Source organism: Aeromonas molluscorum (genome assembly GCF_051376105.1).
In the GTDB taxonomy this organism is placed as follows: Bacteria; Pseudomonadota; Gammaproteobacteria; order Enterobacterales; family Aeromonadaceae; genus Aeromonas; species Aeromonas molluscorum.
On sequence record NZ_JBPQCY010000001.1, the window covers coordinates 892,259 to 916,300 of the forward strand.

The 24,042-nt window shown below is 61.3% G+C and carries 23 protein-coding genes; 16 read left to right on the forward strand and 7 right to left on the reverse strand.

Translation table 11 applies throughout. The annotated features are described in order from the left end of the window. Positions 1–86: 86 nt before the first annotated feature. The 4 genes from bioD to bioB all read right to left on the reverse strand — a co-directional run bounded on the left by bioD (position 87) and on the right by bioB (position 4,040). Complete coding sequence (gene bioD / locus ACSMDR_RS04235; protein WP_005894365.1) at positions 87–764, reverse strand: dethiobiotin synthase; 678 nt, start codon at positions 762–764, stop codon at positions 87–89. Between the two features lie 43 nt (positions 765–807). After that, complete coding sequence (gene bioC / locus ACSMDR_RS04240) at positions 808–1,626, reverse strand: malonyl-ACP O-methyltransferase BioC (RefSeq protein WP_436467180.1); 819 nt, start codon at positions 1,624–1,626, stop codon at positions 808–810. Continuing rightward, a complete protein-coding gene (gene bioF, locus ACSMDR_RS04245; protein ID WP_436467182.1) occupies positions 1,619–2,776 on the reverse strand; it encodes an 8-amino-7-oxononanoate synthase in 1,158 nt (385 codons plus the stop codon). Before bioF ends, bioC begins: the two co-directional genes overlap by 8 nt. Before the next feature lie 133 nt (positions 2,777–2,909). Then, positions 2,910–4,040 carry a biotin synthase BioB gene (bioB, locus tag ACSMDR_RS04250; protein WP_436467184.1) on the reverse strand — a complete coding sequence of 377 codons (1,131 nt, stop codon included), beginning with the start codon at positions 4,038–4,040 and terminating at the stop codon, positions 2,910–2,912. Between the two features lie 163 nt (positions 4,041–4,203). Here bioB and bioA point away from each other — a divergent pair, with 163 nt between their 5' ends. Both bioA and ACSMDR_RS04260 read left to right on the forward strand, forming a co-directional pair. After that, positions 4,204–5,478, forward strand: coding sequence for an adenosylmethionine--8-amino-7-oxononanoate transaminase (gene bioA, locus ACSMDR_RS04255; protein ID WP_436467186.1), 1,275 nt, complete (start codon positions 4,204–4,206; stop codon positions 5,476–5,478). Between the two features lie 166 nt (positions 5,479–5,644). After that, on the forward strand, positions 5,645–6,538 hold the full coding sequence (locus ACSMDR_RS04260; RefSeq protein WP_436467188.1) for a HAMP domain-containing protein: 894 nt from the start codon (positions 5,645–5,647) through the stop codon (positions 6,536–6,538). Here the strand turns inward: ACSMDR_RS04260 and ACSMDR_RS04265 are convergent. Then, positions 6,526–6,870 (reverse strand): hypothetical protein, encoded by a 345-nt coding sequence (locus ACSMDR_RS04265; RefSeq protein ID WP_436467190.1) that lies wholly within the window; start codon positions 6,868–6,870, stop codon positions 6,526–6,528. The genes ACSMDR_RS04260 and ACSMDR_RS04265 overlap by 13 nt on opposite strands. 168 nt (positions 6,871–7,038) lie before the next feature. On the opposite strand from ACSMDR_RS04265, the gene asnS reads away from it, so the two are divergent. Next, positions 7,039–8,439: an asparagine--tRNA ligase gene (gene asnS, locus ACSMDR_RS04270; RefSeq protein ID WP_436467192.1), complete on the forward strand. Its 1,401-nt coding sequence runs from the start codon at positions 7,039–7,041 to the stop codon at positions 8,437–8,439. 555 nt (positions 8,440–8,994) lie between these two features. Then, positions 8,995–10,338: an anaerobic C4-dicarboxylate transporter gene (locus ACSMDR_RS04275; RefSeq protein WP_436467194.1), complete on the forward strand. Its 1,344-nt coding sequence runs from the start codon at positions 8,995–8,997 to the stop codon at positions 10,336–10,338. A gap of 90 nt (positions 10,339–10,428) precedes the next feature. Here ACSMDR_RS04275 and ACSMDR_RS04280 read toward each other — a convergent pair whose 3' ends face one another. After that, positions 10,429–11,565 carry a M20 family metallopeptidase gene (locus tag ACSMDR_RS04280; RefSeq protein ID WP_005894348.1) on the reverse strand — a complete coding sequence of 379 codons (1,137 nt, stop codon included), beginning with the start codon at positions 11,563–11,565 and terminating at the stop codon, positions 10,429–10,431. Between the two features lie 424 nt (positions 11,566–11,989). On the opposite strand from ACSMDR_RS04280, the gene ACSMDR_RS04285 reads away from it, so the two are divergent. The 9 genes from ACSMDR_RS04285 to ACSMDR_RS04325 all read left to right on the forward strand — a co-directional run bounded on the left by ACSMDR_RS04285 (position 11,990) and on the right by ACSMDR_RS04325 (position 20,501). Continuing rightward, positions 11,990–12,304 (forward strand): hypothetical protein, encoded by a 315-nt coding sequence (locus ACSMDR_RS04285; protein WP_005894346.1) that lies wholly within the window; start codon positions 11,990–11,992, stop codon positions 12,302–12,304. 317 nt (positions 12,305–12,621) lie between these two features. Further along, complete coding sequence (locus ACSMDR_RS04290; RefSeq protein WP_436468194.1) at positions 12,622–13,533, forward strand: LysR family transcriptional regulator; 912 nt, start codon at positions 12,622–12,624, stop codon at positions 13,531–13,533. A gap of 266 nt (positions 13,534–13,799) precedes the next feature. Beyond that, a complete protein-coding gene (locus ACSMDR_RS04295) occupies positions 13,800–14,150 on the forward strand; it encodes an ArsC family reductase (RefSeq protein ID WP_005894342.1) in 351 nt (116 codons plus the stop codon). Positions 14,151–14,172: 22 nt separating this feature from the next. Continuing rightward, positions 14,173–15,300 carry a succinyl-diaminopimelate desuccinylase gene (gene dapE, locus ACSMDR_RS04300; RefSeq protein ID WP_005894339.1) on the forward strand — a complete coding sequence of 376 codons (1,128 nt, stop codon included), beginning with the start codon at positions 14,173–14,175 and terminating at the stop codon, positions 15,298–15,300. 25 nt (positions 15,301–15,325) lie between these two features. Then, the gene (locus ACSMDR_RS04305; protein WP_005894337.1) at positions 15,326–16,033 is read left to right on the forward strand and encodes a M15 family metallopeptidase; all 708 of its coding nucleotides are present in this window, start codon (positions 15,326–15,328) and stop codon (positions 16,031–16,033) included. After that, a complete protein-coding gene (locus ACSMDR_RS04310) occupies positions 16,030–16,179 on the forward strand; it encodes a hypothetical protein (protein WP_005894335.1) in 150 nt (49 codons plus the stop codon). The genes ACSMDR_RS04305 and ACSMDR_RS04310 overlap by 4 nt, the downstream gene beginning before the upstream one ends. Positions 16,180–16,423: 244 nt before the next feature. After that, positions 16,424–18,154, forward strand: coding sequence for a potassium/proton antiporter (locus tag ACSMDR_RS04315; protein ID WP_436467198.1), 1,731 nt, complete (start codon positions 16,424–16,426; stop codon positions 18,152–18,154). A 24-nt stretch (positions 18,155–18,178) separates the two neighbouring features. Further along, positions 18,179–19,282 carry a beta-N-acetylglucosaminidase domain-containing protein gene (locus ACSMDR_RS04320; RefSeq protein WP_436467200.1) on the forward strand — a complete coding sequence of 368 codons (1,104 nt, stop codon included), beginning with the start codon at positions 18,179–18,181 and terminating at the stop codon, positions 19,280–19,282. A gap of 4 nt (positions 19,283–19,286) precedes the next feature. Further along, a complete protein-coding gene (locus ACSMDR_RS04325; RefSeq protein ID WP_436467202.1) occupies positions 19,287–20,501 on the forward strand; it encodes a cation:proton antiporter in 1,215 nt (404 codons plus the stop codon). A 75-nt stretch (positions 20,502–20,576) separates the two neighbouring features. On the opposite strand, the gene ACSMDR_RS04330 is transcribed toward ACSMDR_RS04325, so the two are convergent. Beyond that, on the reverse strand, positions 20,577–21,209 hold the full coding sequence (locus ACSMDR_RS04330) for a LysE family translocator (RefSeq protein ID WP_436467204.1): 633 nt from the start codon (positions 21,207–21,209) through the stop codon (positions 20,577–20,579). 163 nt (positions 21,210–21,372) lie between these two features. Between ACSMDR_RS04330 and ACSMDR_RS04335 the strand changes: the two genes are divergently transcribed. From ACSMDR_RS04335 to ACSMDR_RS04345, 3 genes are all read left to right on the forward strand, one after another. After that, entirely contained in the window at positions 21,373–22,995 is a 1,623-nt protein-coding gene (locus ACSMDR_RS04335) for a methyl-accepting chemotaxis protein (RefSeq protein ID WP_436467206.1), read from the forward strand. 176 nt (positions 22,996–23,171) lie between these two features. Beyond that, positions 23,172–23,705, forward strand: coding sequence for a DUF1523 family protein (locus tag ACSMDR_RS04340; protein WP_005894322.1), 534 nt, complete (start codon positions 23,172–23,174; stop codon positions 23,703–23,705). Beyond that, positions 23,702–24,013 carry a winged helix-turn-helix domain-containing protein gene (locus ACSMDR_RS04345; RefSeq protein ID WP_436467209.1) on the forward strand — a complete coding sequence of 104 codons (312 nt, stop codon included), beginning with the start codon at positions 23,702–23,704 and terminating at the stop codon, positions 24,011–24,013. The genes ACSMDR_RS04340 and ACSMDR_RS04345 overlap by 4 nt, the downstream gene beginning before the upstream one ends. Positions 24,014–24,042 lie beyond the last annotated feature (29 nt).

Sequence of the window (24,042 nt, forward strand, 5' to 3'; positions counted from 1 at the left end):
TGAGTGGGGCGCAGTGCGGTAGATCAGACTGTGCTCCCTGTCACACATACTAGTTGTTTTCTATGAATGCTCCCTGAATGCTGCGCTCAGCGCAACAGGGAAATATCGAGATATTCCTGCAAGTTAGCGCTATCTGGTTCGCTCAAGGTCGGGATCTCGCCGAGCAGAGGCGCGGGCAAGCGCTGGCAGAGAGTCGCCAAATTCTCCTCGTAGCAACTCATGCCGCAGGGCAGACGATTCATCACCCAGGCCGCCAGGCGAAGCCCCGATTGCTCTATGGCGGCCACCGTCAGCAGGGCATGATTGAGGCAACCCAGCTTGGCACCCACCACCAAAACCACGGGCAGTCGCTGATCCGTCACCCAATCAGACAGCAGCCGCTGGTCATTCAAGGGGAGATGCCAGCCCCCCGCGCCCTCAACCAGCACCAGCTCGGCGCCACTGCGCTCGAGCCGTCGCAGCCCGGCCGTGAGTCCGGCTTCCTCTATGGGTTGCCCTACCTGAGCCGCCGCTATGTGCGGGGCTATGGGGGGCGCATAGGCGAAGGGGTTGACCCACTCATAGGGCAGGCTCAGGCTGGCGGCCTGCTGCAACTGCAAGGCATCCCTGTTGCGCAGCCCTTGTGGGGTCTGCTCACAGCCCGCCGAGATGGGCTTGTACCCGGCACACTGTCGGCCCTGGGCACTCGCGGCTTGCAGCAGGGCGCGACTGACCAGGGTCTTGCCCACATCGGTATCAGTGCCCGTGATAAAAAATGTCGTCATCGCCACTCCTGACGTGAGGTGAAAACAAGCAGGTGCGCCAAGTTCAGCCCAGTCGCACCAGGGCCACGCTATAACTGGCTTCCAGCAAATTGTCGGGGCGGCGAAACGCTTCATAAGCCTCGGCGAGCCGGGCGAGCCGGGTACGTCCGCCCAACCCGCCCTCGGCCCCCTCGTTGACCTGACTCGCTCCAATCCCCTTGAGATCGCGCAGCAATTCCAGCAGTTGGCCATAACCCAGAGACCAGGGGCGCACCTCTATATCTGGGGACTGAAAGCCCGCATTTTCAAGGGCCTCTCTGAGCTGGGCTTCGTCGAGAAAGCGATTGACATGGGGTTTGTCATCGACGACCAGCCAAGCCTGCGCCAACTGCCAGAGTGAACCGCTCAGCAGCGTCGAGAAGATGATCTGGCCGCCTGGCCTGAGCACCCGTTTCAGCTCGCTGAACCCCAGCTGCGGTCGCTCGCACCACTGCAACGCCAGGCTGGAAAAGAGCAGATCGACACTGGCATCGGCCAGAGGCAGCGCCTCGGCATCGCCACACAACAAGCGGGCACCGCTGGCCCGCAACTTGGCCTGGGCCAGCATGCCGGGGGAGAGATCCAAGCCGCACAGCTGGCTGCAACGCGCTCCCAAGGCAGGCAGGAAGAAACCAGTGCCACAGCCCAGATCCAGCCCCTCTCCCCAATGGCCATCAGGCAGCTTGGCCAGGAGTGCCTGACCCACCTCCTGCTGGAAACGGGCATGGGCATCGTAGGAGGCGGCGGCAGCACCAAAACGACGGGCAAGTGCCCGCTTGTCAACCCGCTGGAAAGGTTCGCACGTCAGGCTACGCCCTGGGTTGCCCTGATGCATCTCAAACATGGGACTTCGCCTCCCCCAGGGTATCGAGCAGCTGATCTATCTGCTGCTCGCTGTGGGCCGCGCTCAGGGTGATGCGCAGCCGCGCCTTGCCCTGAGGTACCGTAGGCGGGCGTATCGCGCTCACCCAGATCCCCTCTTCGCGCAGGCGGCTCGACAGCCGGGTGGCGGCCTCGCTCGCGCCCACCAGTAGCGGCTGGATCGGGGTCGCACTCATGCCAAGAGACCAACCCAGTTGGCGTCCTCCTTCGCGAAAACGGCCGATGAGCTGGCGCAATCGCTCCCGCGATTCGCTGCCACCGCGCACCAGCTCGACGGCGCGCAGCACCGCATGGGCCTGGGCCGCTGGCATATGAGTGCTGTACACATAGGGACGAGCGAAGTTGACCATATAGTCCACCAGCTCGCGACTGCCGCCGACAAAGGCGCCAGCCACCCCGAGCGCCTTGCCAAAGGTGCCCATTTGTATCTGAACTCGCCGGGCAGCCACCCCTTGTTCGTGCAAGGTGCCACGTCCCTCGGCGCCGAGTACGCCCAGGCCATGGGCATCATCTATCATCAGCCAGTTACGGCTCTGCTCGGCCAGCCGGGCAAGCTCGGACCAGGGCCCCTGATCCCCATCCATGCTGAACACCCCTTCCGACACGATGAGTCCTCGACCCGGCTCAAGCTGCGCGGCGAGTTGCGCCATGTCGTTGTGGCCAAAGCGCTTCATCGTGCAGGGCAACAGGCTGCCCGCCTCTTGCAAGGACGCGTGATTAAGCCTGTCCTGCCAGAGCAAGTGATCCTTGCCGAGCAGCGCCTTGAGCACCGCCTGATTGGCAGAAAAGCCGCAATTGAACAACATGACGGCCTCCAGCCCCAACCAGTCGGCAATCTGCTCCTCCAGCGCCTGATGGGCATGGCTGTAACCTGTCACCAGCGGGGAGGCTCCGGAGCCCGCCCCATAGCGATCCAGCCCCTCCTTGAAAGCGAGGGCCAATGCCGGATGACCGGCCAGCCCCAGATAGTCGTTGGAGGAGAAGTTGAGATAATCGCGTCCCGCCACCTGCAGCCGGGTACCGGCACCACCATTGCCGCTCTGGCGAGTACGCAGCAGCCCTTCTCGCGCCCGTGCGGCCAACGCCTCGCCCAAGGCGAAGGGAGAGCTCATTGCACGCTCCTTGCTGGCGTTGGCATGCAAGTACCATGGGAGATAGCCGAATAAACACCCTGCGGCACTCGCCTGCGGGCCCCCATCTCGCTGCGGCTCACCGGCGTGCGATCGGCTGCATGACGAATGCTGCTCATGCACGCGGTCCCTTGGGGTGGCTGGCATCATAGAAGAGATCGCCGCTCACCGGCTGGCTGGCCACTCGGGTCAACAGCTCTTCTTCCTGCACCCCGTCGGGTTTCTGGGCTCGCTGGGCCGGGCGTATGCCGAGTCGCTTGAACAGCTGCATGTCAGTGCTCTCATCCGGATTGGGGGTGGTGAGCAGCTTGCAGCCGTAGAAGATGGAGTTGGCACCGGCCATGAAGCACATGGCCTGCATCTGCTCGTTCATCTTCTCCCGCCCGGCGGAGAGACGCACGTGAGAGGTCGGCATCATGATGCGCGCCACCGCTATGGTGCGCACAAATTCGAACGGATCCAGATCCTGCTGATTTTCCATGGGGGTACCCTTCACCTTGACCAGCATGTTGATGGGCACGCTCTCGGGGTGGCGTGGCAGATTGGCGAGCGCCATCAACAGACCCGCTCTGTCTTTGCCCTGCTCGCCCATGCCGACGATGCCGCCGGAACAGACCTTCATGCCGGCGCCTCGGACGTTCGCCAGGGTATCGAGCCTGTCCTGGTAGGTGCGGGTGGTGATGATGTCGCCGTAGAACTCGGGGGAGGTATCGAGGTTATGGTTGTAGTAATCAAGACCCGCTGCGCCCAGCCGACTGGCCTGATCCGCCGTGAGCATGCCCAGGGTCATGCAGGTCTCCATGCCCAGCCCTCGCACCTCCTCGACCATGCGCAATATGTAGGGCATGTCCCGCTCCTTGGGATTGCGCCAGGCAGCGCCCATGCAAAAACGCGATGAACCATTGGCTCTGGCTTCCCGGGCCCGCTCCAGCACCTTCTCCACCTCCATCAATCGCTCAGTCTCAAGCCCGGTGTGGTAACGGGCACTCTGGGGACAATATTTGCAATCTTCCGGGCAGGCTCCGGTCTTGATGGAGAGTAAGGTACTCACCTGAACCTCATTGGGGTCGAAATGGGCGCGATGCACCACCTGAGCCTGGAACAAGAGATCATTGAATGGCAGGGCAAACAGCACCTGCACCTCGGCCAGAGTCCAGTCATGGCGAACGGCTGCGGGGGCCGAGCCCTGGCGAGGGTGGGTGGCCTTTGTGGCGTGCAGAGAGGGAGAATCGACAAGAGCGCTCATGGGTGGCTTCCATTTTTTATAGATATGCCCCTGCCCGCCTGACAGACTAGCGCCTGACACTAGCACCCTGCGTGGCAAGTGGCTGAAATTGTTGGCTAGTGTAAAGAGCGCGCGTAGACTGTCAACACCGACCAGATCAACAACATTGACAACAGAACGCATAATGACCAATCAAGAATTCGACCTGCACCATATCTGGCACCCCTATACCTCTCTCACCCAGCCCCTGCCCTGCTATGAAGTGGCCAGCGCCAAGGGGGTGACCCTGACCTTGAGCGATGGTCGCGAACTTGTCGATGGCATGAGCTCCTGGTGGGCCAGCATTCACGGCTACCAGGTACCGCAACTCGATGCCGCAGCGGTGGCCCAGCTCGGCAAGATGTCCCATGTCATGTTCGGTGGCCTCACCCATGAGCCCGCCATCGCACTGTGCCGCAAACTGGTGGAGATCACCCCGGCCGGACTGGACAGAGTCTTTCTGGCCGACTCGGGCTCAGTGGCGGTGGAGGTGGCGCTCAAGATGGCCCAGCAGTATTGGCACAGCAAGGGCAGCCCCAGATCCCGCTTCGTCTCCCTGCGCGGTGGTTATCATGGGGATACCTTTGGCGCCATGAGCGTCTGCGACCCCGATGGCGGCATGCATGAGCTCTATAAAGGCTTCCTGCCCGAACAGCTCTTCGCCCCGGCACCGGGTTGCCGCTTTCACGCCCAATGGGATGAAAACTGCGTGGTGGAACTGGCGGAACTGGTCGCCGATCGCCACGAGGAGATAGCCGCCATCATTCTCGAGCCGATCGTGCAGGGGGCTAGCGGCATGCGCTTCTATCACCCTCGCTATCTGCAATGGGTGCGTGCCCTGTGTGACGAGTTCGGCATCTTGCTCATCGCCGACGAGATAGCCACCGGCTTTGGCCGCACCGGCCAACTGTTTGCCTGCGACTGGGCGGGCATCAGCCCCGACATCCTGTGTCTGGGCAAGGCGCTCACCGGTGGTTACATGACGCTCTCGGCCACCCTCACCACGGAGCATGTCGCCCGCACCATCTGCGAGGGCAAGGCCGGCGTCTTCATGCACGGTCCGACCTTCATGGCCAACCCGCTCGCCTGCGCGGTAGCCAACGCCTCCATAGATCTGCTGCTCGCATCCCCCTGGCAGGCACGGGTGCAGGCCATCGAACATCAGCTGAAAACCGAGCTGGTAGCACTGACCCTCAATCCGGCTGTGGCCGATGTGCGGGTGCTCGGCGCCATCGGGGTGGTGGAGATGAAGGAGCGGGTGGACGTGGCGCGCATCCAGCGCAAGTTTGTCGAACTGGGCGCCTGGATCCGTCCCTTCGGCAAGCTTATCTACCTGATGCCGCCGTTCGTCATCACCGCGGCCCAGCTGACCCGGCTGACCCAGGCCATCGGCACCGCCATCAGCGAAGGGGAGTACTGAGCCCGCCCTTTCCCATCATCCAGCGCCACGGCCAATAGATGCCCCCCAGACAGAGATGCGGGAATGGACAGGCGCTTTTTAACAAGAGTGTGAGCAAGCCATCAGACCCGCGCGGCCAAGACGAGTAGACTGCGCGGCGGGTTTTACCAACAGATGTACTGCTCTCATGCGCCTCTCCATTGCCGCCAAATTCAACTTCTTCCTGCTGTTTATCTTCTCCATGGTGCTGGTCTTCTCCGCCGCCTATCAGGCGGTACGCGAGCGCGACCTTATTCTGACCATGATCAAGGAGCAGAGCAGCGAGCAGATAGAGGCCTACTTCGACGGCCTCAACATGTTGATGTTGACCAACAAAATGGCGGCGCGCGAAACCCTGCGTCACAAGTTCCTGAACCACGCCCACGTCGAAGATGCCCGCATCTTGCGCGGCGCTGCAGTCAGCAAACAATTTGGCGCAGGTCTCGACAACGAGGGGCCCAGGGACGAGTTCGACACTCTGGCATTGGCGGGCAAGAGCAGCATGGAAGTGGTACACGACGGCCAGCACAGCCGGCTGGTGGTAACCCGCCCCCTGCTCGCCCAGCGTGATTTTCGCGGCACCGACTGCACCAGCTGCCATCAGGTGGCGGAAAATACCGTGCTGGGCGCGGTGCGCTTCGACTACTCCCTCGATACCCTCTTTACCCGGGTTGAGCAGAACATCCTCACCTCGGCCCTGAGCCTGACCCTGATCTTCGGTCTCGGGTTGTTGCTCACCCTTTGGGTGATACGCACCTGGATAGTGAGCCCCCTCAATCGGCTCACCCGCGCCATCGAAGAGGCAACAGATCGCCATGACTTTGGTCATCGACTGGACGGGGATGAGGGGGACGAGATAGGCCGCGTCATATTGGCCTATAACCAGATGCTGGATGGAGTCGAACGCCAGCTCGGCAAGCGTCCCTGCGCGGCAAGCCACGCCACTGCCGTCCATGACACCCAGCCCCCTCACCCACAGTCGGGTAGCGCAGAGGGCACTCAGTCCGATACCAGGCATCCAGACCCGGGTCAGCCGAAGTAGAACAGCAGCAAGCTGATGATAAGGATGAGCAACAGGACGATGAGGGAGAGCGAGTAGCCATCTTGCTCGCGGCGGCTGCGCCGGTATTGCAGCGTCAGCACCAGCAAGGTGAAGGCGGCGCAGCCCCAGAGGCTGTATTCCAGCCAGGGGGTCAAGGCCGGATCCCAGTGCTCCCTGACGGTGATGCCGCCATAACGCAGGAAACCATAGGCAATCTCGGGACGGGCATAGTGATACAGGGTGAGCAGCACCATGACACAGCCCCAGCAGACGATGGCCAGCCAGTGCAGCAACACGATCAGCCTGCCCTGTCCCCGCCGTCGTTCCTCCACACTCTGCTCCTTCTGCCCGATTGGCTCTCAATCCCTTCAGAGTCCGACATTTTTGCTTGTTTATCAAACCTGCGCGGGTAAGATTGTCGGCTCAGTCTGCCATCATGGGCCAAGCAGTGCCCGGGCGGACCCATAGCGCTGCAAGAACAAGCTGGAGACAATATTTCGATGACGCACGCATCCGTAGTAGATGTGCTGACCGGTAAATATGCGGTTGGCACCACCCAGACAGTCAAAGGGTGGATCCGGACTCGCCGTGATTCCAAGGCGGGGATCTCATTTTTGGCCGTATCCGATGGCTCCTGTTTCCATCCAGTTCAGGCCGTCGTCCCCAATACCCTGGCCAATTATGAGAATGAAGTGCTGCGTCTGACCACAGCTTGCTCCGTGGAAGTGACCGGTGTGGTTGCCGCCTCCCAGGGCAACGGTCAGGCTTTCGAACTGCAAGCCACCGACGTCAAGGTCGTAGGCTGGGTCGAAGATCCGGACACCTACCCCATGGCCGCCAAGCGCCACAGCATCGAATACCTGCGTGAACAGGCCCACTTGCGCCCGCGCACCAACATAGTCGGCGCCGTGACTCGGGTGCGCAACTGCCTGGCCCAGGCCATCCACCGCTTCTTCCATGAAGAGGGTTATCTGTGGATTGCGGCTCCGCTCATCACCGCCTCCGACACCGAAGGTGCGGGCGAGATGTTCCGGGTCTCCACCCTGGATCTGGAAAACCTGCCGCGCACCGACGCCGGCAAGGTCGATTACGACAAGGACTTCTTCGGCAAGGAGACCTTCCTGACCGTTTCCGGTCAGCTCAACGTCGAAACCTACGCCTGTGCCCTCTCCAAGGTCTACACCTTCGGGCCCACCTTCCGCGCCGAGAATTCCAACACCAGCCGCCATTTGGCCGAGTTCTGGATGGTTGAGCCGGAAATTGCCTTCGCCAACCTGGACGATAACGCCGCCCTGGCCGAAGCCATGCTCAAATACGTCTTCAACGCCGTACTGGCCGAGCGCCGCGACGATCTGGAGTTCTTTGCCCAGCATGTCGACAAGGATGCCATCGATCGTCTGGAGCGCTTCGTCTCCTCCGATTTCGCCCAGATCGACTACACAGATGCCATCGAAGTGCTGAAAGACTGTGGCAAGAAGTTCGAGTTCCCTGTCTCCTGGGGCATCGATCTCTCCTCCGAGCACGAGCGCTACCTGGCCGAGGAGCACTTCAAGTCTCCTGTGGTGGTGAAGAACTACCCGAAAGACATCAAAGCCTTCTACATGCGTCTCAACGATGACGGCAAGACTGTTGCCGCCATGGACGTACTGGCCCCCGGGATCGGCGAGATCATCGGCGGTGCCCAGCGTGAAGAGCGCCTCGAGGTACTCGATCAGCGCATGGCCGAAATGGGTCTGAACAAGGAAGATTACTGGTGGTATCGCGACCTGCGCCGCTTCGGCACCGTGCCCCACTCCGGCTTTGGCCTCGGCTTCGAGCGCCTGGTGGTCTATGTGACCGGCATGGGCAACGTCCGTGACGTCATCCCCTTCCCCCGTACCCCCCGCACCGCCGAGTTCTGATCTTCAGCGCCAGGCGAGCCATTGCGCAAAAAGCCGACCCCAGGGTCGGCTTTTTTATTCCCCGCAGCCGCCCAGCGCCTCCCACTCAAGGCTAACGACCACCACAGCGGCCCCAGTGACCGACCCCACTCGACATTCGCCGTGCTGGTGAAGGTCGTGACAGAGGCGCCCAGGTACTTGGCAAGCTAAAGGGCAAAAGAGCCAGCCCCGCCTAGACCCGCGGGAATGAACACCTGCCGGCCCGGCGAGAGGCTTGTTCGGTAAAGACCTGCCACACCGCTTCATCGACACCCAGCGGCCTCCTGACAGGAGGTTCTCGAATGCCCCCAGCCTCCCCTGCCGATCACGATGCGCAGACCCCTGTACAGGGGAAAAACCGTAATTTTTATGCAGTTAAATCAAAAAGCGATGAGTTATTGAAGTAACGCAACTTTTTGCCACCCATGGGCGGGCACAATGACAACTAACCCTTAAGGGCTAAATAACAGCAATAATCCGGAGTCATGACCACTGACGCACACAGGGGAATGACTCGACATCACGCGAGGAAATGGAATGATCTTGATGGAGTTTATGGTGGTACTCGGCTGCTTGCTGCTGGGTACCCGCTTCGGGGGCATGGGACTGGGTCTGATCAGTGGCATAGGCCTGTTCTTGCTGACCTTCGTGTTCGGTCTGGCGCCGGGCGAACCGCCAGTGCAAGTCATGCTGACCATACTCGCGGTGATCGGCTGCGCCGCCACCCTGCAGACCGCCGGCGGCCTCAACCTGATGATGCAGATAGCCGAACGGCTGCTGCGCCGTCACCCCCAGTACATCACCATACTGGCCCCACTCACCACCTGGACCCTCACCTTCCTGTGCGGCACCGGCCACGTGGTCTACACCATGTTCCCCATCATCGCCGACATCGCGCTGCAAAAGAACATCCGCCCCGAGCGGCCGATGGCCGTGGCCTCCGTCGCCTCCCAGATGGCGATCTGTGCCTCGCCAGTCTCGGTCGCCGTGGTCTCCATGGTCTCCATCCTGGCGGCCGGGCACGGTATCGGTGAGGCTTACGGCCTGCTGGATATCCTGATGATCGCCATTCCCTCTTCATTGAGCGGGGTCATGATGGCGGCCCTGTGGAGCCTGCGCCGCGGCAAGGATCTGGACAAGGATGAAGAGTTCCAGGCCAGGATCAAGGATCCGGAGCAGCGCAGCTTCATCTATGGCGGCGGTGAAACCCTGCTCAATACCAAGTTCCCGAAAGAGGCCTACTGGTCGACCTGGATCTTCTTCGCCGCCATCGCCGCCGTAGTGTTGCTCGGTGCCAACGAAGGGCTGCGCCCGGTATTCACCATCAAGGAAAAGACAGGCCCCCTCTCCATGAACCTGGTGATCCAGATGATGATGCTGATCGCCGGTGCCATCATCCTGATGCGCTGCAAAGTCAAGCCGGGTGATATCTCCAACGGTGCGGTATTCAAGGCGGGCATGGTCGCCATCTTCTCGGTGTTCGGGGTCGCCTGGATGAGCGAGACCTTCTTCCAGGCCCACATGCCGCTGCTCAAGGAGTCGCTGGCCCACGTGGTACAGGCCCAGCCCTGGACCTATGCCCTGGTGCTGTTCCTCATCTCCAAGCTGGTCAACAGCCAGGCCGCCGCCCTCACCGCCATCGCCCCCATGGGACTGGCCCTGGGTGTCGAGCCCAAGCTGCTGATCGCCTTCCTGCCCGCGAGCTACGGCTACTTCGTGCTGCCAACCTACCCGAGCGATCTGGCCTGCATCGGTTTTGACCGCTCCGGCACCACTCGCATCGGCAAGTTCATCATCAACCACAGTTTCATCATTCCGGGGCTGATCGGTGTCGCCACCTCCTGCACCCTGGGCTATGTGCTGACCAGCATACTGCTCTAAGCCGGGCGCACCACGCACAATAACGGGAGGCCTTGGCCTCCCGTTATTGTTGAACCGTGCACTCGTCGGCACGCTCGCTTTATCCCCTGGCTAGGCTTGCCGGCTCTCGGCCAGCGCCCTCAATACCTGGCGCAGCAAACGAATGCGCGGGCCTATGCTGCCCAGTTGCAAAAACTCCGCCTCGGAGTGAAAACCGCCCCCCATGGGGCCAAAGCCATCCAGGGAGGGCACCCCGGCTGCCGCTGTAAAGTTGGCATCAGAACCACCGCCTGCCTCCACCCAGTTGACTGTCATCCGCTCGGCGACCCCCGCCCGCTCCACCAGAGCCATCAAGGCCCTGGTATCTTCACTCGGCCGCATGGCCGGTTTGAAGGCGAGCCTGTCCACCTCGACTCGACATCCGGCCAGGAAGGGGTTATTGGCCATGAAGTCGAAGCGATGATCGATGAGTTCAGCTTCTTCATTGCTCCAGAAACGCAGATCAACCATGGCCTCGACAAAGTCCGGTACCACATTGACGCCCGTGCCGCCCTGCACCGTACCGACATTGAGGGTCGTTCCCGTCTCGAAGTTGACCAGCTCATTGATGGCCAATGCCCAACGGGCGAACTCGGTGATGGCTGACACCCCTTCCGCCAGGGCCGAACCGGCATGGGAGGCGCGGCCATGAAAACGCAGGCGGTACTTGGCGTTCCCCTTGCGGGCGCTGATGAGCGAGCCATCGGGACGAGCGGCCTCGGCCACCAGTACGCAACTAGATTGCCGCGCCTTTTCAACCAGCCACTCCTTTGACCAGGGCGACCCTAGCTCCTCGTCGCAGTTGCAGCACACCAGGATCCTAAGCCGGGCCAGCAATTCGGGCGACAACCCCTTGAGGGCATGAAAGGTAGACAGCAGACCGCTTTTCATATCAGACACACCGGGGCCAAATCCCAGATCCCCCTCGATGCGCAATGGCCGCTTGGCGGCGGTGCCCTCGGGGAAGACGGTGTCCATGTGACCCACCAGCATCACGTCATAGTGGCTAGCCCCCGGGGCATTGGTTATCTCGAGACAGGGACCGCACTCGGCGGCGAATTGATGGCGCTGCACCTGCCAGCCAAGACCGTGATACTTCTCGGTCATGAGATCGGCAACCCTGGCGACCCCGGACGGGGTGCGGGTGCCACAATCGAGGTTGATGAAGGGGGCCAGTTCGGCCAGATATTCATCCAGAGAGAACGACATTAGCTTCTCCTACGCGGGGTCAGGCCCCATTCATTCAGGGTTTCCTGGGCAGCGAGCCCGGCGCTGAGGTTCAAATCAGCGGCAGTGCTGTCCAAGGTAAGACTTGATCGACTCGTGGTCTTGGATGTCCAGGGCCGGCAGGGTAACGTTGTCGATTGGTCTATCACGTAGTGCAATCTAGAGGTTCATTCGCTTCCGCCTATTGATCCCTATCAAAAAACGGCACACCAGGGTGTTTCGGTAATCATAAACTCTACAAAAAATGTAAAATTCAGTCTTTTAATCTAAAGACAAAGCTTTAGAATTCCTCCAACTGCCAGGGCGGGGCTAATAACCCGCTTTTTGCGCTGGATCAAGATCCGGCGCGCTCAAGCTGCCACTATCGGCATCGACACCCTGCGACCACTTCGCACCGGAGAGAGCTATGACAAACCAGGCCACCGCAAGCATGACAACCTGCGACTACAAGCTGTGGAATATTCTCGTCGAGTCGGCAAAGGAACGCTCAACCATCCGTTACTCCAAACTGGCCAAGATGGCCGGGCTGGAGACCTGCCAGGACGAGCTGCGCACCTTGCTGCAGCGCATCCGCATGTACTGCACCGAACATCAGCTGCCCGTGCTCTCTGCCATAGTGGTGGACGATATCGGTAAGTACACAGGCCTCACCTCAGGTCTGCCGGAAGCCCCCTGGGAGCGGGCCCGGGTATTTGACTACCAGTGGCCCGTTTCCCCCTGAGGATAAGCCTCCCCCTGTTTGCCCAAGACGCGCCCCGAGGCGCGTTTTATTTGTCTGGCTCGGATGGCCCGGAACCCCATAAAAAAAGCCCGCCATGATGGCGGGCATACAAGCAAGCAACACTCTGCCTGGCAGAGGAAAAGAGTTCAGGTTTGTCGCATCGCCACCCTAGGCACCACGCAAAAAGGGGCAACTGTTCGGCAGCCGCTCATCAGCGGTCACAGACAACTGACTGGCGCGCCGAGCGTCGACGGCAGGAGACTAGAGTGACTGCTCTCATTTAGGAAATGATTTATTAGTATCCCATTATGCATAGAGTGAATTTACGAGGCATAGACCTCAACCTGCTGGTGGTGCTCAAGGCCCTGCTCGAGGAACGCAACACTACCAAGGCAGCCGAGCGGCTCGCCATGAGCCAGCCCGCCGTCAGCCGGGCCCTGTCTCGCCTGCGGCTGCTCTATGACGACCCCTTGCTGATCCGCACGCCCCAAGGCATGGAAGCCACCGAGCGGGCCGAGGCACTGTTGCTGCCCCTGCGCGAGATCCTCGCCGGCATAGAACAGACTCTGAGCCCGTCACCGGGTCTGGATCCCAGCTGTTTCGAGGGAGTTCTGCGCATCGGGGCCCACACCTATGTCGAATACGTGATCCTGCCCAGCCTGATCACCGAACTGCAACGGCTCGCCCCTCGCTTGCGAGTACAGATGGTCCCCCTGACCCTGGTATTCGAGCATCAACTCGACCAGGGCGCAGTCGACCTGGTGATCAGCAAACAGGATGACCTCCCTGGTCGTTTTCGGCGCCAGCCCCTGTTCGAGGATCGCCTGCAAAGCTGCGCCCACCGCCACCATCCTCTGCTGGGTCAACAAATCAGCATCGCCGACTTCGCCAGGGGCAAGCATCTGCTGGTCTGTCCCAGAGGCGAGCCACACGGTATCGTCGATGAACTGCTGGCGGCCCACGGGTTGCAGCGCGAGATCCCGCTGGTGGTACAGAGTTTTCTGTCCGCCCCCTTCATCCTGGCCCAGAGCCCGCTGCTGCTGACCGCGCCCGCCCGCATACTGCAACCCATGATGACACTGCTCGATCTGGCCGAATGCGAGCTCAGCTTCCCGCTGCCGCGCTTCGAGATCAGCATGATCCGCCATCGACGGGATGATAACCACGCCCTGCTCAACTGGTTCGAAGGGGTACTGCTGCGTTGGGCCGCTCAACTGGGCGACATCTAGAGGCCCGGGCCTTGAATGTGTGGCACCACCCGCCATCCCCCTCCCTAATCCCTGGCCTTTCATTGGACCCCAGTACCAGAACACATGACCGCCCAGGTCGTGGCCCTGGGTCTGGCATGGGGAATGCCCATGTCTGGCCGCTCATTGACGACAAAACTCCAGTTCCAGAACCCACGGCGGCCCAGGTCGTTGCCTTGGGCGGTCCACAATGCCAGAATCTGGCCTTCCGTTGATTTCGGGGCCCAGCCCCCAGAGAAGGACTCCCCATGGCCGTCACCCTCTATGGCATCAAAAACTGCGACACCATCAAGAAGGCCCGAAAATGGCTCGATGAAGCCGGTGTCGATTACCGCTTTCACGACCACAGGGTCGATGGCCTGGCGCCAGCGCAGCTGGATCTGTGGCTCGGCAAGCTCGGCTGGGAAGCCTTGCTCAATACCAGAGGCACCACCTTCCGCGCCTTGCCGGATGAGGAAAAACAGGGGCTAGATCAGACCAAAGCCCATGCCCTGCTACTGGCTCAGCCCGCCATGATCAAGCGCCCGCTGCTGGACGTGGATGGCGAACTGCACCTGGGTTTCAAGGCCGATCACTATCAATCTCTCTTCTCTCGTTAACCTTTTCGTGTAAGGAACGCCGATGTCGACTGTCATCACACTGGCCAAGGATCTGATCCGCCGCCCCTCAGTGACCCCCCTGGATGAAGGGTGCCAGACCCTGATGAGCGAGCGCCTCGCCCGGCTCGGTTTCGTCATCGAGCCCATGGTATTTGAAGACACCACCAATCTCTGGGCCCGCCGTGGCACCGAGGGGCCGCTGTTCTGCTTCGCCGGCCACACCGATGTGGTACCCGCCGGGCCGCTGGATAAGTGGCACACGCCGCCGTTCGAGCCAACCATCATGGATGGCATCCTCTATGGCCGCGGTGCCGCCGACATGAAAGGCTCACTCGCCGCCATGGTGGTCGCCACCGAGCGCTTCGTCGCCGCCCACCCGGATCACCAGGGCTCGATTGCCTTCCTCATCACCTCCGATGAAGAAGGGCCCTTCATCAACGGCACAGTGCGCGTCATCGAGGCCCTTGAGGCCCGCAACGAGAAGATCCGCTGGTGCATCGTTGGCGAACCCTCCTCCACCAGTGAAGTGGGGGATGTGGTGAAAAACGGCCGACGTGGCTCCATCACCGGCGATCTGCTGGTGCGTGGGGTACAGGGGCATGTGGCCTATCCCCATCTGGCGGACAACCCCATTCACAAGGCGGCCCCTGCCCTGGCAGAGCTGGCCAGTACGGTCTGGGATCAGGGCAATGACTACTTCCCGCCCACCAGCTTCCAGATTGCCAACATCCAGAGCGGCACCGGTGCCTCCAACGTCATTCCGGGGGAGCTGCACGTCCAGTTCAACTTCCGCTTCAGCACCGAGCTCACTGACCTTGATATACGCCAGCGGGTTGAAAGCCTGCTCAATCGCCATGGTCTCGACTATGAGCTGACGTGGACCCTCTCCGGCCAGCCCTTCCTGACCGGCACCGGCGCCCTGCTGGAAGCGGCAGTGGCCGCCATTGAGAGCGTCAATGGCCAGCGCCCGGCCCTGCTCACCACCGGCGGCACCTCAGATGGCCGCTTCATCGCCCCCACCGGGGCCGAAGTCATCGAACTGGGCCCGGTCAATGCCACCATCCACAAGGTGAACGAGTGCGTGAAGGCCGAGGATCTCGATCTGCTGGCTGACATGTACCAGGGTGTGCTGGAGCGTCTGCTGGCATGAACCCCGCGCAGGAGCGAGAACCGACATGACCCAGGATCAACTGCTTGGTCGGGATGAGGGGCACCTCATCTTGCTGGGGACGGGGCCTCATCGCCTCACTCCCGCCGCCGCCGCCGCCTTCCAGAGGATGCAAGTGGCCGCCGCCGCCGAAGGCCATAACCTGCAACCGGCCTCGAGCTGGCGCGGCTTCGAACGCCAGCTCGCCATCTGGAACGGCAAATGGCGGGGTGAGCGGCCACTGCAGGATGCCAACGGCCAGCCCCTGGATGCCCTGCTGCTCAACGAGGTCGAGCGGCTCCATGCCATCTTGCGCTGGAGTGCCCTGCCCGGTACCAGCCGCCACCATTGGGGCACGGATCTCGATATCTATGATCCGGATTGCCTGCCCGAGGGTGTTCGATTGACCCTCGAGCCCTGGGAATATCAGGCGGGAGGCTGGTTCGCCGGGTTATCCGACTGGCTAGTCGACCACATGGGGGAGTTCGGCTTCTTTCTGCCCTACGACAAGGGGGATGAGCTGGAGATTGAGAGCGAGGTCGCCTTCGAACCCTGGCACCTGAGCTTCCGGCCAGAAGCCAAGGGGCAGCGGCTAGATGCCAAGGCGCTGGCGCTTTGCCTGCAACAGGCGGATATTGAAGGTAAGCAGACTATCCTGACCCATCTCGACGAAATCCTGGCCCGTTATGTCGTTCCCTACGACAGCGGCCACGACATCAAAAGGAGTACCTTATGAGTCTTTGGTTGTTAATAGGCTTGCCGCTACTCTTTCTGCTTGGCCTGTTTCTCAATGCCATCAAGGACATGAAGCAGCTCGAAAAACAGCTCCCCAAGTACAAGGACAAGATCCGCGAAGTCAAAGATGACGACGACGATTACTAACCAGAAGGGCCCCTCTACGGGTCCTTTTTCATGGTGATTTACCCCGTCTCGCTGCACTCTCCCGCTTGCCCCGCCCTTCATCTCAACCTGGCCTCATTGGAATCCTTCATAGTCAGACGGCATCGCCAGACGGACAGGGCCGACATGTCCGTAAATTGCAAAATAATGCACAAATAGCCCACACAAGCGGGGGCTAAATGCATATAATGTGCCTGATTTGCATTTTGACAGAAGGAGTACGCCATTGGATGCAGTCAGCATCAACAGTTTCTTTCTTATTGGTGCCCTGTTGGTGGGTGCCAGTGTCCTATTGAGCGCACTCTCGTCCCGGCTCGGCATCCCCATATTGGTAATATTCCTCGCGGTCGGCATGCTGGCCGGAGAAGATGGCCCGGGGGGCATTCATTTTGCCGACTACTCGGTCGCCTACCTGGTCGGCAACCTGGCACTCGCCATTATTTTACTCGACGGCGGCATGCGCACCCGAGTCTCTTCATTCCGGGTTGCTCTCTGGCCCGCCCTCTCTCTCGCCACCCTGGGGGTCGCCATCACCACAGGCCTGACGGGCTTGATGGCCGCCTGGCTGTTTGATCTCAGCTTGCTGCAGGGGATGCTGATCGGCGCCATCGTCGGCTCCACCGATGCGGCTGCCGTGTTCTCCCTGCTAGGGGGGCGCAGTCTCAACGAGCGGGTTGGCGCCACCCTGGAGATAGAGTCGGGCAGCAACGATCCCATGGCGGTGTTTCTCACCATCACGCTGATCGAGATCCTGGCCACCGGCCAGCAGGGGCTGGATTGGTCCTTCCTGTTCAAGTTACTGCAACAGTTTGGCCTGGGAGCCGGCATTGGCCTGGGGGCAGGCTGGCTGCTGTGGAAACTTATCAACAGCGCCAAGCTGGCACCCGGACTCTACCCTTTGCTGACCGTCAGCGGCGGCCTGTTGATCTTCGCCGTCACCACGGCGGTGGGGGGCAGCGGTATTCTCGCCATCTATCTCACCGGCCTCTTGCTCGGCAACCGGGTCATCCGCAGCCGCAGCACCACGCTGTCCGTGCTAGACGGCCTCACCTGGCTCAGCCAGATAGGCATGTTCCTGGTACTGGGCTTGCTCGCCACCCCGAGCAATCTGATGCCCATCGCCCTGCCGGGCCTGGCGCTGGCCATGTGGATGATACTGTTCGCACGCCCGCTCTCGGTCTGGATAGGCCTGCTGCCATTCAAGAACTTCGCCCCCCGCGAGCGCTGGTTCATCTCCTGGGTGGGACTGCGTGGCGCCGTGCCCATCATCTTGGCGGTGTTCCCCATGATGGCTGACTTGCCCAACGCCCAGCTCTATTTCAATGTCGCCTTCTTCGTCGTGCTGGTCTCCCTCATCTTGCAGGGCAGTTCGCTGCCACTGGCCTCGCGCCTGGCGCGGGTAGAGGTGCCAGTGCCGCCCTCCCCCATTAATCGCTCCGGCCTGGAGATCGATGTCGACAGCCAGTGGGAGACCTTCATCTACCGGCTCGGTTCGGATAAATGGTGCATAGGTTCGCCGCTGCGCAACCTCAAGATGCCAGGCGGCACCCGGGTCTGCGCCCTGTTTCGCGGTCAGGACCTGCTCCACCCCTCGGGCAGTACCCGGCTGCAGGCCGACGACATTCTCTGCGTCATTGGCCATGAACATGACTTGACCGCCCTGGGCCAGCTGTTCAGCCAGGCACCTGAGCAGGATCTGGGACCGCGCTTCTTCGGTGACTTCCTGCTGGAAGCCTCAGCAAGGTTGGTGGATTTGGCTCCTATCTACGGGCTGGATCTCGCCGAACTGGACGATCCCAATCAGAGCCTCGGCCTCTTCCTTGCAGGCCGATTGGGCGATAATCTGGTCGTGGGTGACCAATATTCATGGCAAGGCATGATCTGGACAGTGGCAGAAATGGATGGGGATGAGGCACGCAAGATAGGTGTGCGCTTCCTCGACGAGGACCCGGTCTGACAGGCCGCCTGATGGAGCAACACTATGTCTGAGCACAGCCTGATGTCGGGCGCTGGCGCGCCTAACCCCCACCTTGGTCTCATCGAGGGCTTCTTTGGCAAAGGCTGGAGTTGGGCCGCCCGCGCCCACTACGCCCAGTGGCTGCCTCGCCACGGCTATGGTTTTTACCTTTATGCCCCCAAGGATGACGGTTATCTGCGCAAGCACTGGGCCCTGCCCTGGCCAGAAGCGCACCTCAACGCCCTGCGCCAGTTTGCCGAGCAGTGTCGTGCCAACGGTCTGGCCTTTGGGGTAGGCCTGAGCCCCATGGGTGCCCATCACGACTACGAGCGTCAACGCCCGGCCCTGCTCGAAAAGCTGAAGGTCATCGATGCCGAGCTGGCCCCGGACATGCTGGCGGTGCTGTTTGATGATATGGTGGGTGACAGCCCTGAACTCGCCCCCTTGCAGATCAAGATTGCCCATGACATCGCCGCCCACAGCCAGTCCCGTCGCCTGCTGTTCTGTCCCAGTTACTACTCGACCGACCCCGTGCTGGAGAAGGTGTTCGGCGCCATGCCGGCCAACTATCTCCAAGACATTGGCAAGGGGCTGGATCAGCGCTTCGACATCTTCTGGACGGGACCCAAGGTGTGCTCGAGCGAATACCCGGCCCCGCACCTCAAACAGGTGACCGAGCTGCTCGGCCGCAAGCCCTTCCTGTGGGATAACTATCCCGTCAATGACGGCAGCAAGGCGAGCAGCTATCTGTACCTGCGCGCCTTCGAAAACAGGCCCGCCGATCTGCTGGAACTCACCTCGGGCCACGGCATCAACCCCATGAAGCAGGCCGCACTCTCGGCCCTGCCGCTGGCAACGCTGCCGATGAGCTACCGACTCGGCAAGCATTACGACCCGGACAAGGCACTGCACGATGCGCTGCACGCCACCTGCGGCCCCCAGATTGCCGCCATGATAGAGGCCGACTTGCCACTGTTTCAGGATGTGGGGCTGGCCCAGCTCACCCCGGAACAGATCACCCGGCTGCGGGCTCGTTACCTGCCGTTCAGGGATCAAGCCTGTGTCGACGAGATAGTGCGCTGGCTGGACGGCGAGTTTGCATTCGACCCAGATTGCCTGACCGATTGACCCCGTGGATACCAGCCTCATTTACCAGAATCTGACCATCATTGCCGCGTTCCTGCTGGTCTACAGCCTGATAGCTGGCCGCTTCGAATCCAAGCTTGTCAATGGTCCCCTGCTGTTCCTGCTGGCGGGGGCCCTGCTCGGCCCAGGCGCCCTCAACCTGTTCACCCTGGAGATCGACAACGAGGGGATCAAGCTGCTGGCCGAGCTGACCCTGGTGATAGTACTGTTCAGCGATGCCGCCAATACCGACTGGCAGGTGCTGCGAGCCAACCGTCGTCTGCCGATCCGGTTGCTGCTAATTGGTCTGCCCCTGACCCTGGTGGGTGGCGCCCTGTTCGGCCGCTGGCTATTTCCCGACCTCCCCCTGCTCGAACTTGCCATCCTCGCCACCATACTGACGCCGACCGATGCCGCCCTCGGGCAAGCCGTGGTCAGCAATCCTGCCGTGCCCGCTCCGATACGGGAGGGGCTCAACCAGGAGAGCGGGCTCAACGATGGCATCTGCGTCCCCGTGATCCTGCTGCTGCTGGCACTGATCGCCCCGACCGAGCAGCACCAGGGCACCGGGGCCCTGGCGCTGAGCCTGATGCTAGAGGAGATTGGCATAGGACTCATCGTCGCGGTGGGGCTCAGCCATTTGACCCTCTGGCTGCTCAAGCTCTCCTACCTCAATGGCTGGCAATTGCCGCTCTGGCGCCAGCTCACCCTGCCGGGACTGGCCCTGCTCAGCTTCGCCCTGGCCCAGACCCTGGGGGGCAGCGGCTTCATCGCCGCCTTCGTCGCCGGCTTGCTGATAGGCTACCGGTTCGGCGAGCACAAGCACGAGTATCTCGACAGTTGCGAAGGGTATGGCGACCTGCTCTCTGTGGTGATCTGGATGGTATTTGGCGCCACCATGCTGCCCATCATGGGCAGCTTGCTCGAATGGCAATACTGGCTCTATGCCCTGGCCAGCCTCACCCTGCTGCGCATGCTGCCAGTGTGGCTCTGTCTGCTGGGTAGCGGGCTCACACTCGAACTCAAGCTGTTTGTTGGCTGGTTCGGTCCCCGTGGCCTGGCCAGCATCGTTTTCGCCGTCATGGTGCTGCAGAACAAACCCGCCCTGCTCGGCCAGGAGCCCATCATCAAGACGGTGCTCTGCACCATATTGCTCAGCGTGATACTGCACGGCATCAGTGCCAATCCCTGGGTCAATCGCCTCAAGCGCTGCCGAGCTTAAGGCTCAAGCCCCATAAAAATGCCGCCCCTCTTTTGCCAAGAGGGGCGGCATTTTGCTAACGGGCATTCAACTGACTCAGCCCAGGGCCAGCCAGAGTCCGACCCCGATCATCAGGGTACCCGCAATACGGTTCATCAGGGTCACGTTGCCGCTCTTGGCGAGGAAGTGGCGCAGGGTACGGCCACCGCCCGCGTAGAGCAGCAGACAGGAGAACTCGATGACCAGGATCAGGGCCACCAGGGCACTGATCTGGGGCGTCATCGGCTTGGCTGCATTGATGAAGGGCGGCAGCAGGGAGACCATGAAGGCCCACCCCTTGGGATTGGCAATGGCAGTGACGAAGCCCTGCATGGCCAGTCCGAGCGGGCGAGTCTCCTGCACGGCGGAGAGATCGGCCGGAATGGCCATCTTGCCCTTGGCCTGCCACATCTGGATACCGAGCCAGATGAGGTAAGCCCCTCCCACGTATTTGAACGCGGAGAAGAGGCCAGGGTAGTTGAGCATCACGGCCGCCACCCCGATCACAGACAACACCGAGACCAGGCCGACACCAATCAGCTCGCCCCACATCATATGCAGAGTACGGCGTACCCCCAGGCTCATGCCGAGGGTCATCGCCAGGGTCATGCACATCCCGGGGGTCACGGAAACGAAGAAAAACGTGGGAATAAACAGGGCCAGGATGGCCGGATCGAACCAGTCAGACACACTACACCTCCATGTAACAAGCACACGATCTTGCCTACCACACTCTTTTAACACAAGAAAAACCATTTCCTTCAGCAAGATTTCAGCATTAAAAACCTTGTGACAAGAGTTGTCGCGCCTGTGTAAGATGCCGTCTTACTCCTCTTTAGGGTTAGGACCTTTCATGTCATTGAATAACCTGTCTATCCGTCTGCAAGTGCTCATCCCCCTCCTGTTCGCCAGCCTCTTGATGATCCTGATGGCCGTGATCAGCAAACAGGAGATAGACGGCGCCATCATGGACATGAACGAAACCACCACCAGCGTGACCCTCCACAAGGACGACATCGCCGCCCTGATCCACGCCAGCTACCGGCTACGCACCAACGCCATCTATGGCCTCTATGATCAGGCGCGCTTCGCCGAGCTACCCGCCACCCTCAATGCCGCCGAGCAGGAGCTAGCAACCATCTTGTCCCGACTGGTGATCTCCGGCACCGAGCAGGACAACCGCCAGGTGGCCACCGCCCTGCAGGCCTACTTCGCCCACACCCGCAGCACCATGCTGCCACTGTTGGCCCAGCAATTTGGGGGCAGCGGCGATCCCGCCGCCTACGAGCAGGCCCGGCTGCGCTTTCGCGACCTGGGGGAGCAGCTGATCAAGCAGATAGACATACTGTCGATCCACATCAACCAGCTGACCCAGCAGGAGATCGCCCAGGAGCAGGCCCACTATCGCGCCACCCTGTTGCAGACCCTGCTGCTGATGGGAGCCACTCTGATCGCAGCGCTTTGCGGCGGTTGGTGGCTCTCCGGTCGCATCGTCCAGCCCATCGGCCAGTTGCAGGAAGTCATGCATGCCGTCGCCCAGGGCCGCTTCAACGTGCGCGCCAAAACCGAAGGCAACAACGAGCTGGGCCAGCTGGCCAAGGACATCAACCAGACCCTGAGCCAGCTGGGCAGCACAATCCATACCCTGACCGGTATCAGCGGCAACGTCGCCTCCGCCGCCACCGAGCTGGCCGCCGTCATGACCCAGTCCGAAGCCAATGCCCAGCAGCAGCGCAGCGAAACCGAGCAGGTCGCCTCCGCCGTCACCGAACTGGCCAGTACCGCCGACAACGTCAATCACAACGCCGCCCTGGCCGATGAGTTGGCGCGAGACGCCCACCGCCGAGTTGAGCAGGGACTGGCCCTGTTTGCCGAGAGCATCCAGGCCAACGACCGCATGGCGGGCAGCCTGGAGAGCGCCGCCAGCGTGGTGGCGCGGCTCAAGTCCCAGTCCGAACAGATAGGCAAGGTGATCGAGGTCATTCAGAGCATCTCGGAGCAGACCAACCTGCTGGCGCTCAACGCCGCCATCGAGGCCGCCCGCGCCGGGGAAACCGGTCGCGGCTTTGCAGTGGTGGCCGACGAGGTGCGCCTGCTGGCGGCCCGCACCCAGGACTCCACCAAGGAGATCCAGGTGATCATCGAGCAGTTGCAGAGCCAGTCCCAGTCCGCCAACAACGGCGTGCAGGAGACCCTCGAGATCCTTGAACACAATCAGCGCCTCTCCGCCGAGGTGCAGGATCTGCTGGGGGGGATCACCCAGGCGGTCACCCAGATCAACGGCGCCAATGCCCAGGTGGCCACCGCCGCAGAAGAGCAGTCCTGCGTCACCGCCGACATCAACCGCAACATCACCAACATCTACGAAATAGTGCACCAGAATGCCGCCGGCATCAGTCAGAGCGCAGCCGCCAGTCACGAGCTGTCACAGCTCGCCGAACAACAACGCAAACATCTGGCCCAGTTCCAGTTGTGATACCCGGTTGCCATGCCCAGGCCGAGGCCCCGTCAGCGGGCCTCTCGCCCGATGCATGACGTCATTCGTTATTGTTTAAAACGGCCTATTTACAAGTTGGTTTCATTGGGGGCTGTGCCTGACGGGTAAATATGGGTATGGTAGAGGCACGCCAACGCCCCGCTTATGAGAGCATTATGAATCTGAAGTTCAGGAAGCCCGCCTTTATCACCCTGGGGCTCATCGCCCTGCTGTCCGCCACCTGGCTCGATTACTACTTGCCCGAGCACACCATCGCCACCATCACAGGGGTCGAGGTGAAGCGTACCGACAAGGATGGTCCCATCAGCAAGAACAACCCGGCTGACGGCCCGACCACTGACGTTTATTACATCTATACCGAGCGCCCAGGCGAGAAGATCCGGGTGTTTCGCAATGAAGATACCGGCTGGGGCTTCCCCTTCTACTTCAAGTTTGACGCCGCCGATGTTCAGGCCAAGGCCAAATCCATGGAGTTCGAGAAGAAACTGGCCATCATCACCTCTTACGGCTGGCGGGTGAACATGTTCTCCATGTTCCCGAATGTCACCAAAATCAAGACCACCACCGACGCCAGCGCCTCCACCTGGAGCTTCTTCCGCTGGTTCTGGTTCGGGATCTGGGCGCTGGTGATGGGTAAATCTGCCCTCGGTCTGTGGCGTTACTTCGAACGCGTCGAGGATGAGATATGAGCAAAGAGGGAGCGGCAGGGGTCAGCAAAACCCGCACCAGCTTCTATCGCCGTCTCTATCTTGCTCATCTGATAGCGACGGGCACAGACACTGTGGTGGCCATCATGGCCGCCACCGGCATGCCCAGACGCACGGCTCAGGACACCCTCTCAGCACTGGCTGAACTGGATCTGCTGTGCGAGTTCAAGCAAACCCCGGGGGCCCGCCATCAACAGGGCCATTACCGTATCAGTGACTGGGGCCCCATCAATCCAGCCTGGGTCGCCGCCCACATCGACCAGATCAGGCAGACGCTGGGCTATCCCTGAACTGCGGCTCCCGCATGCGGGTATGACCT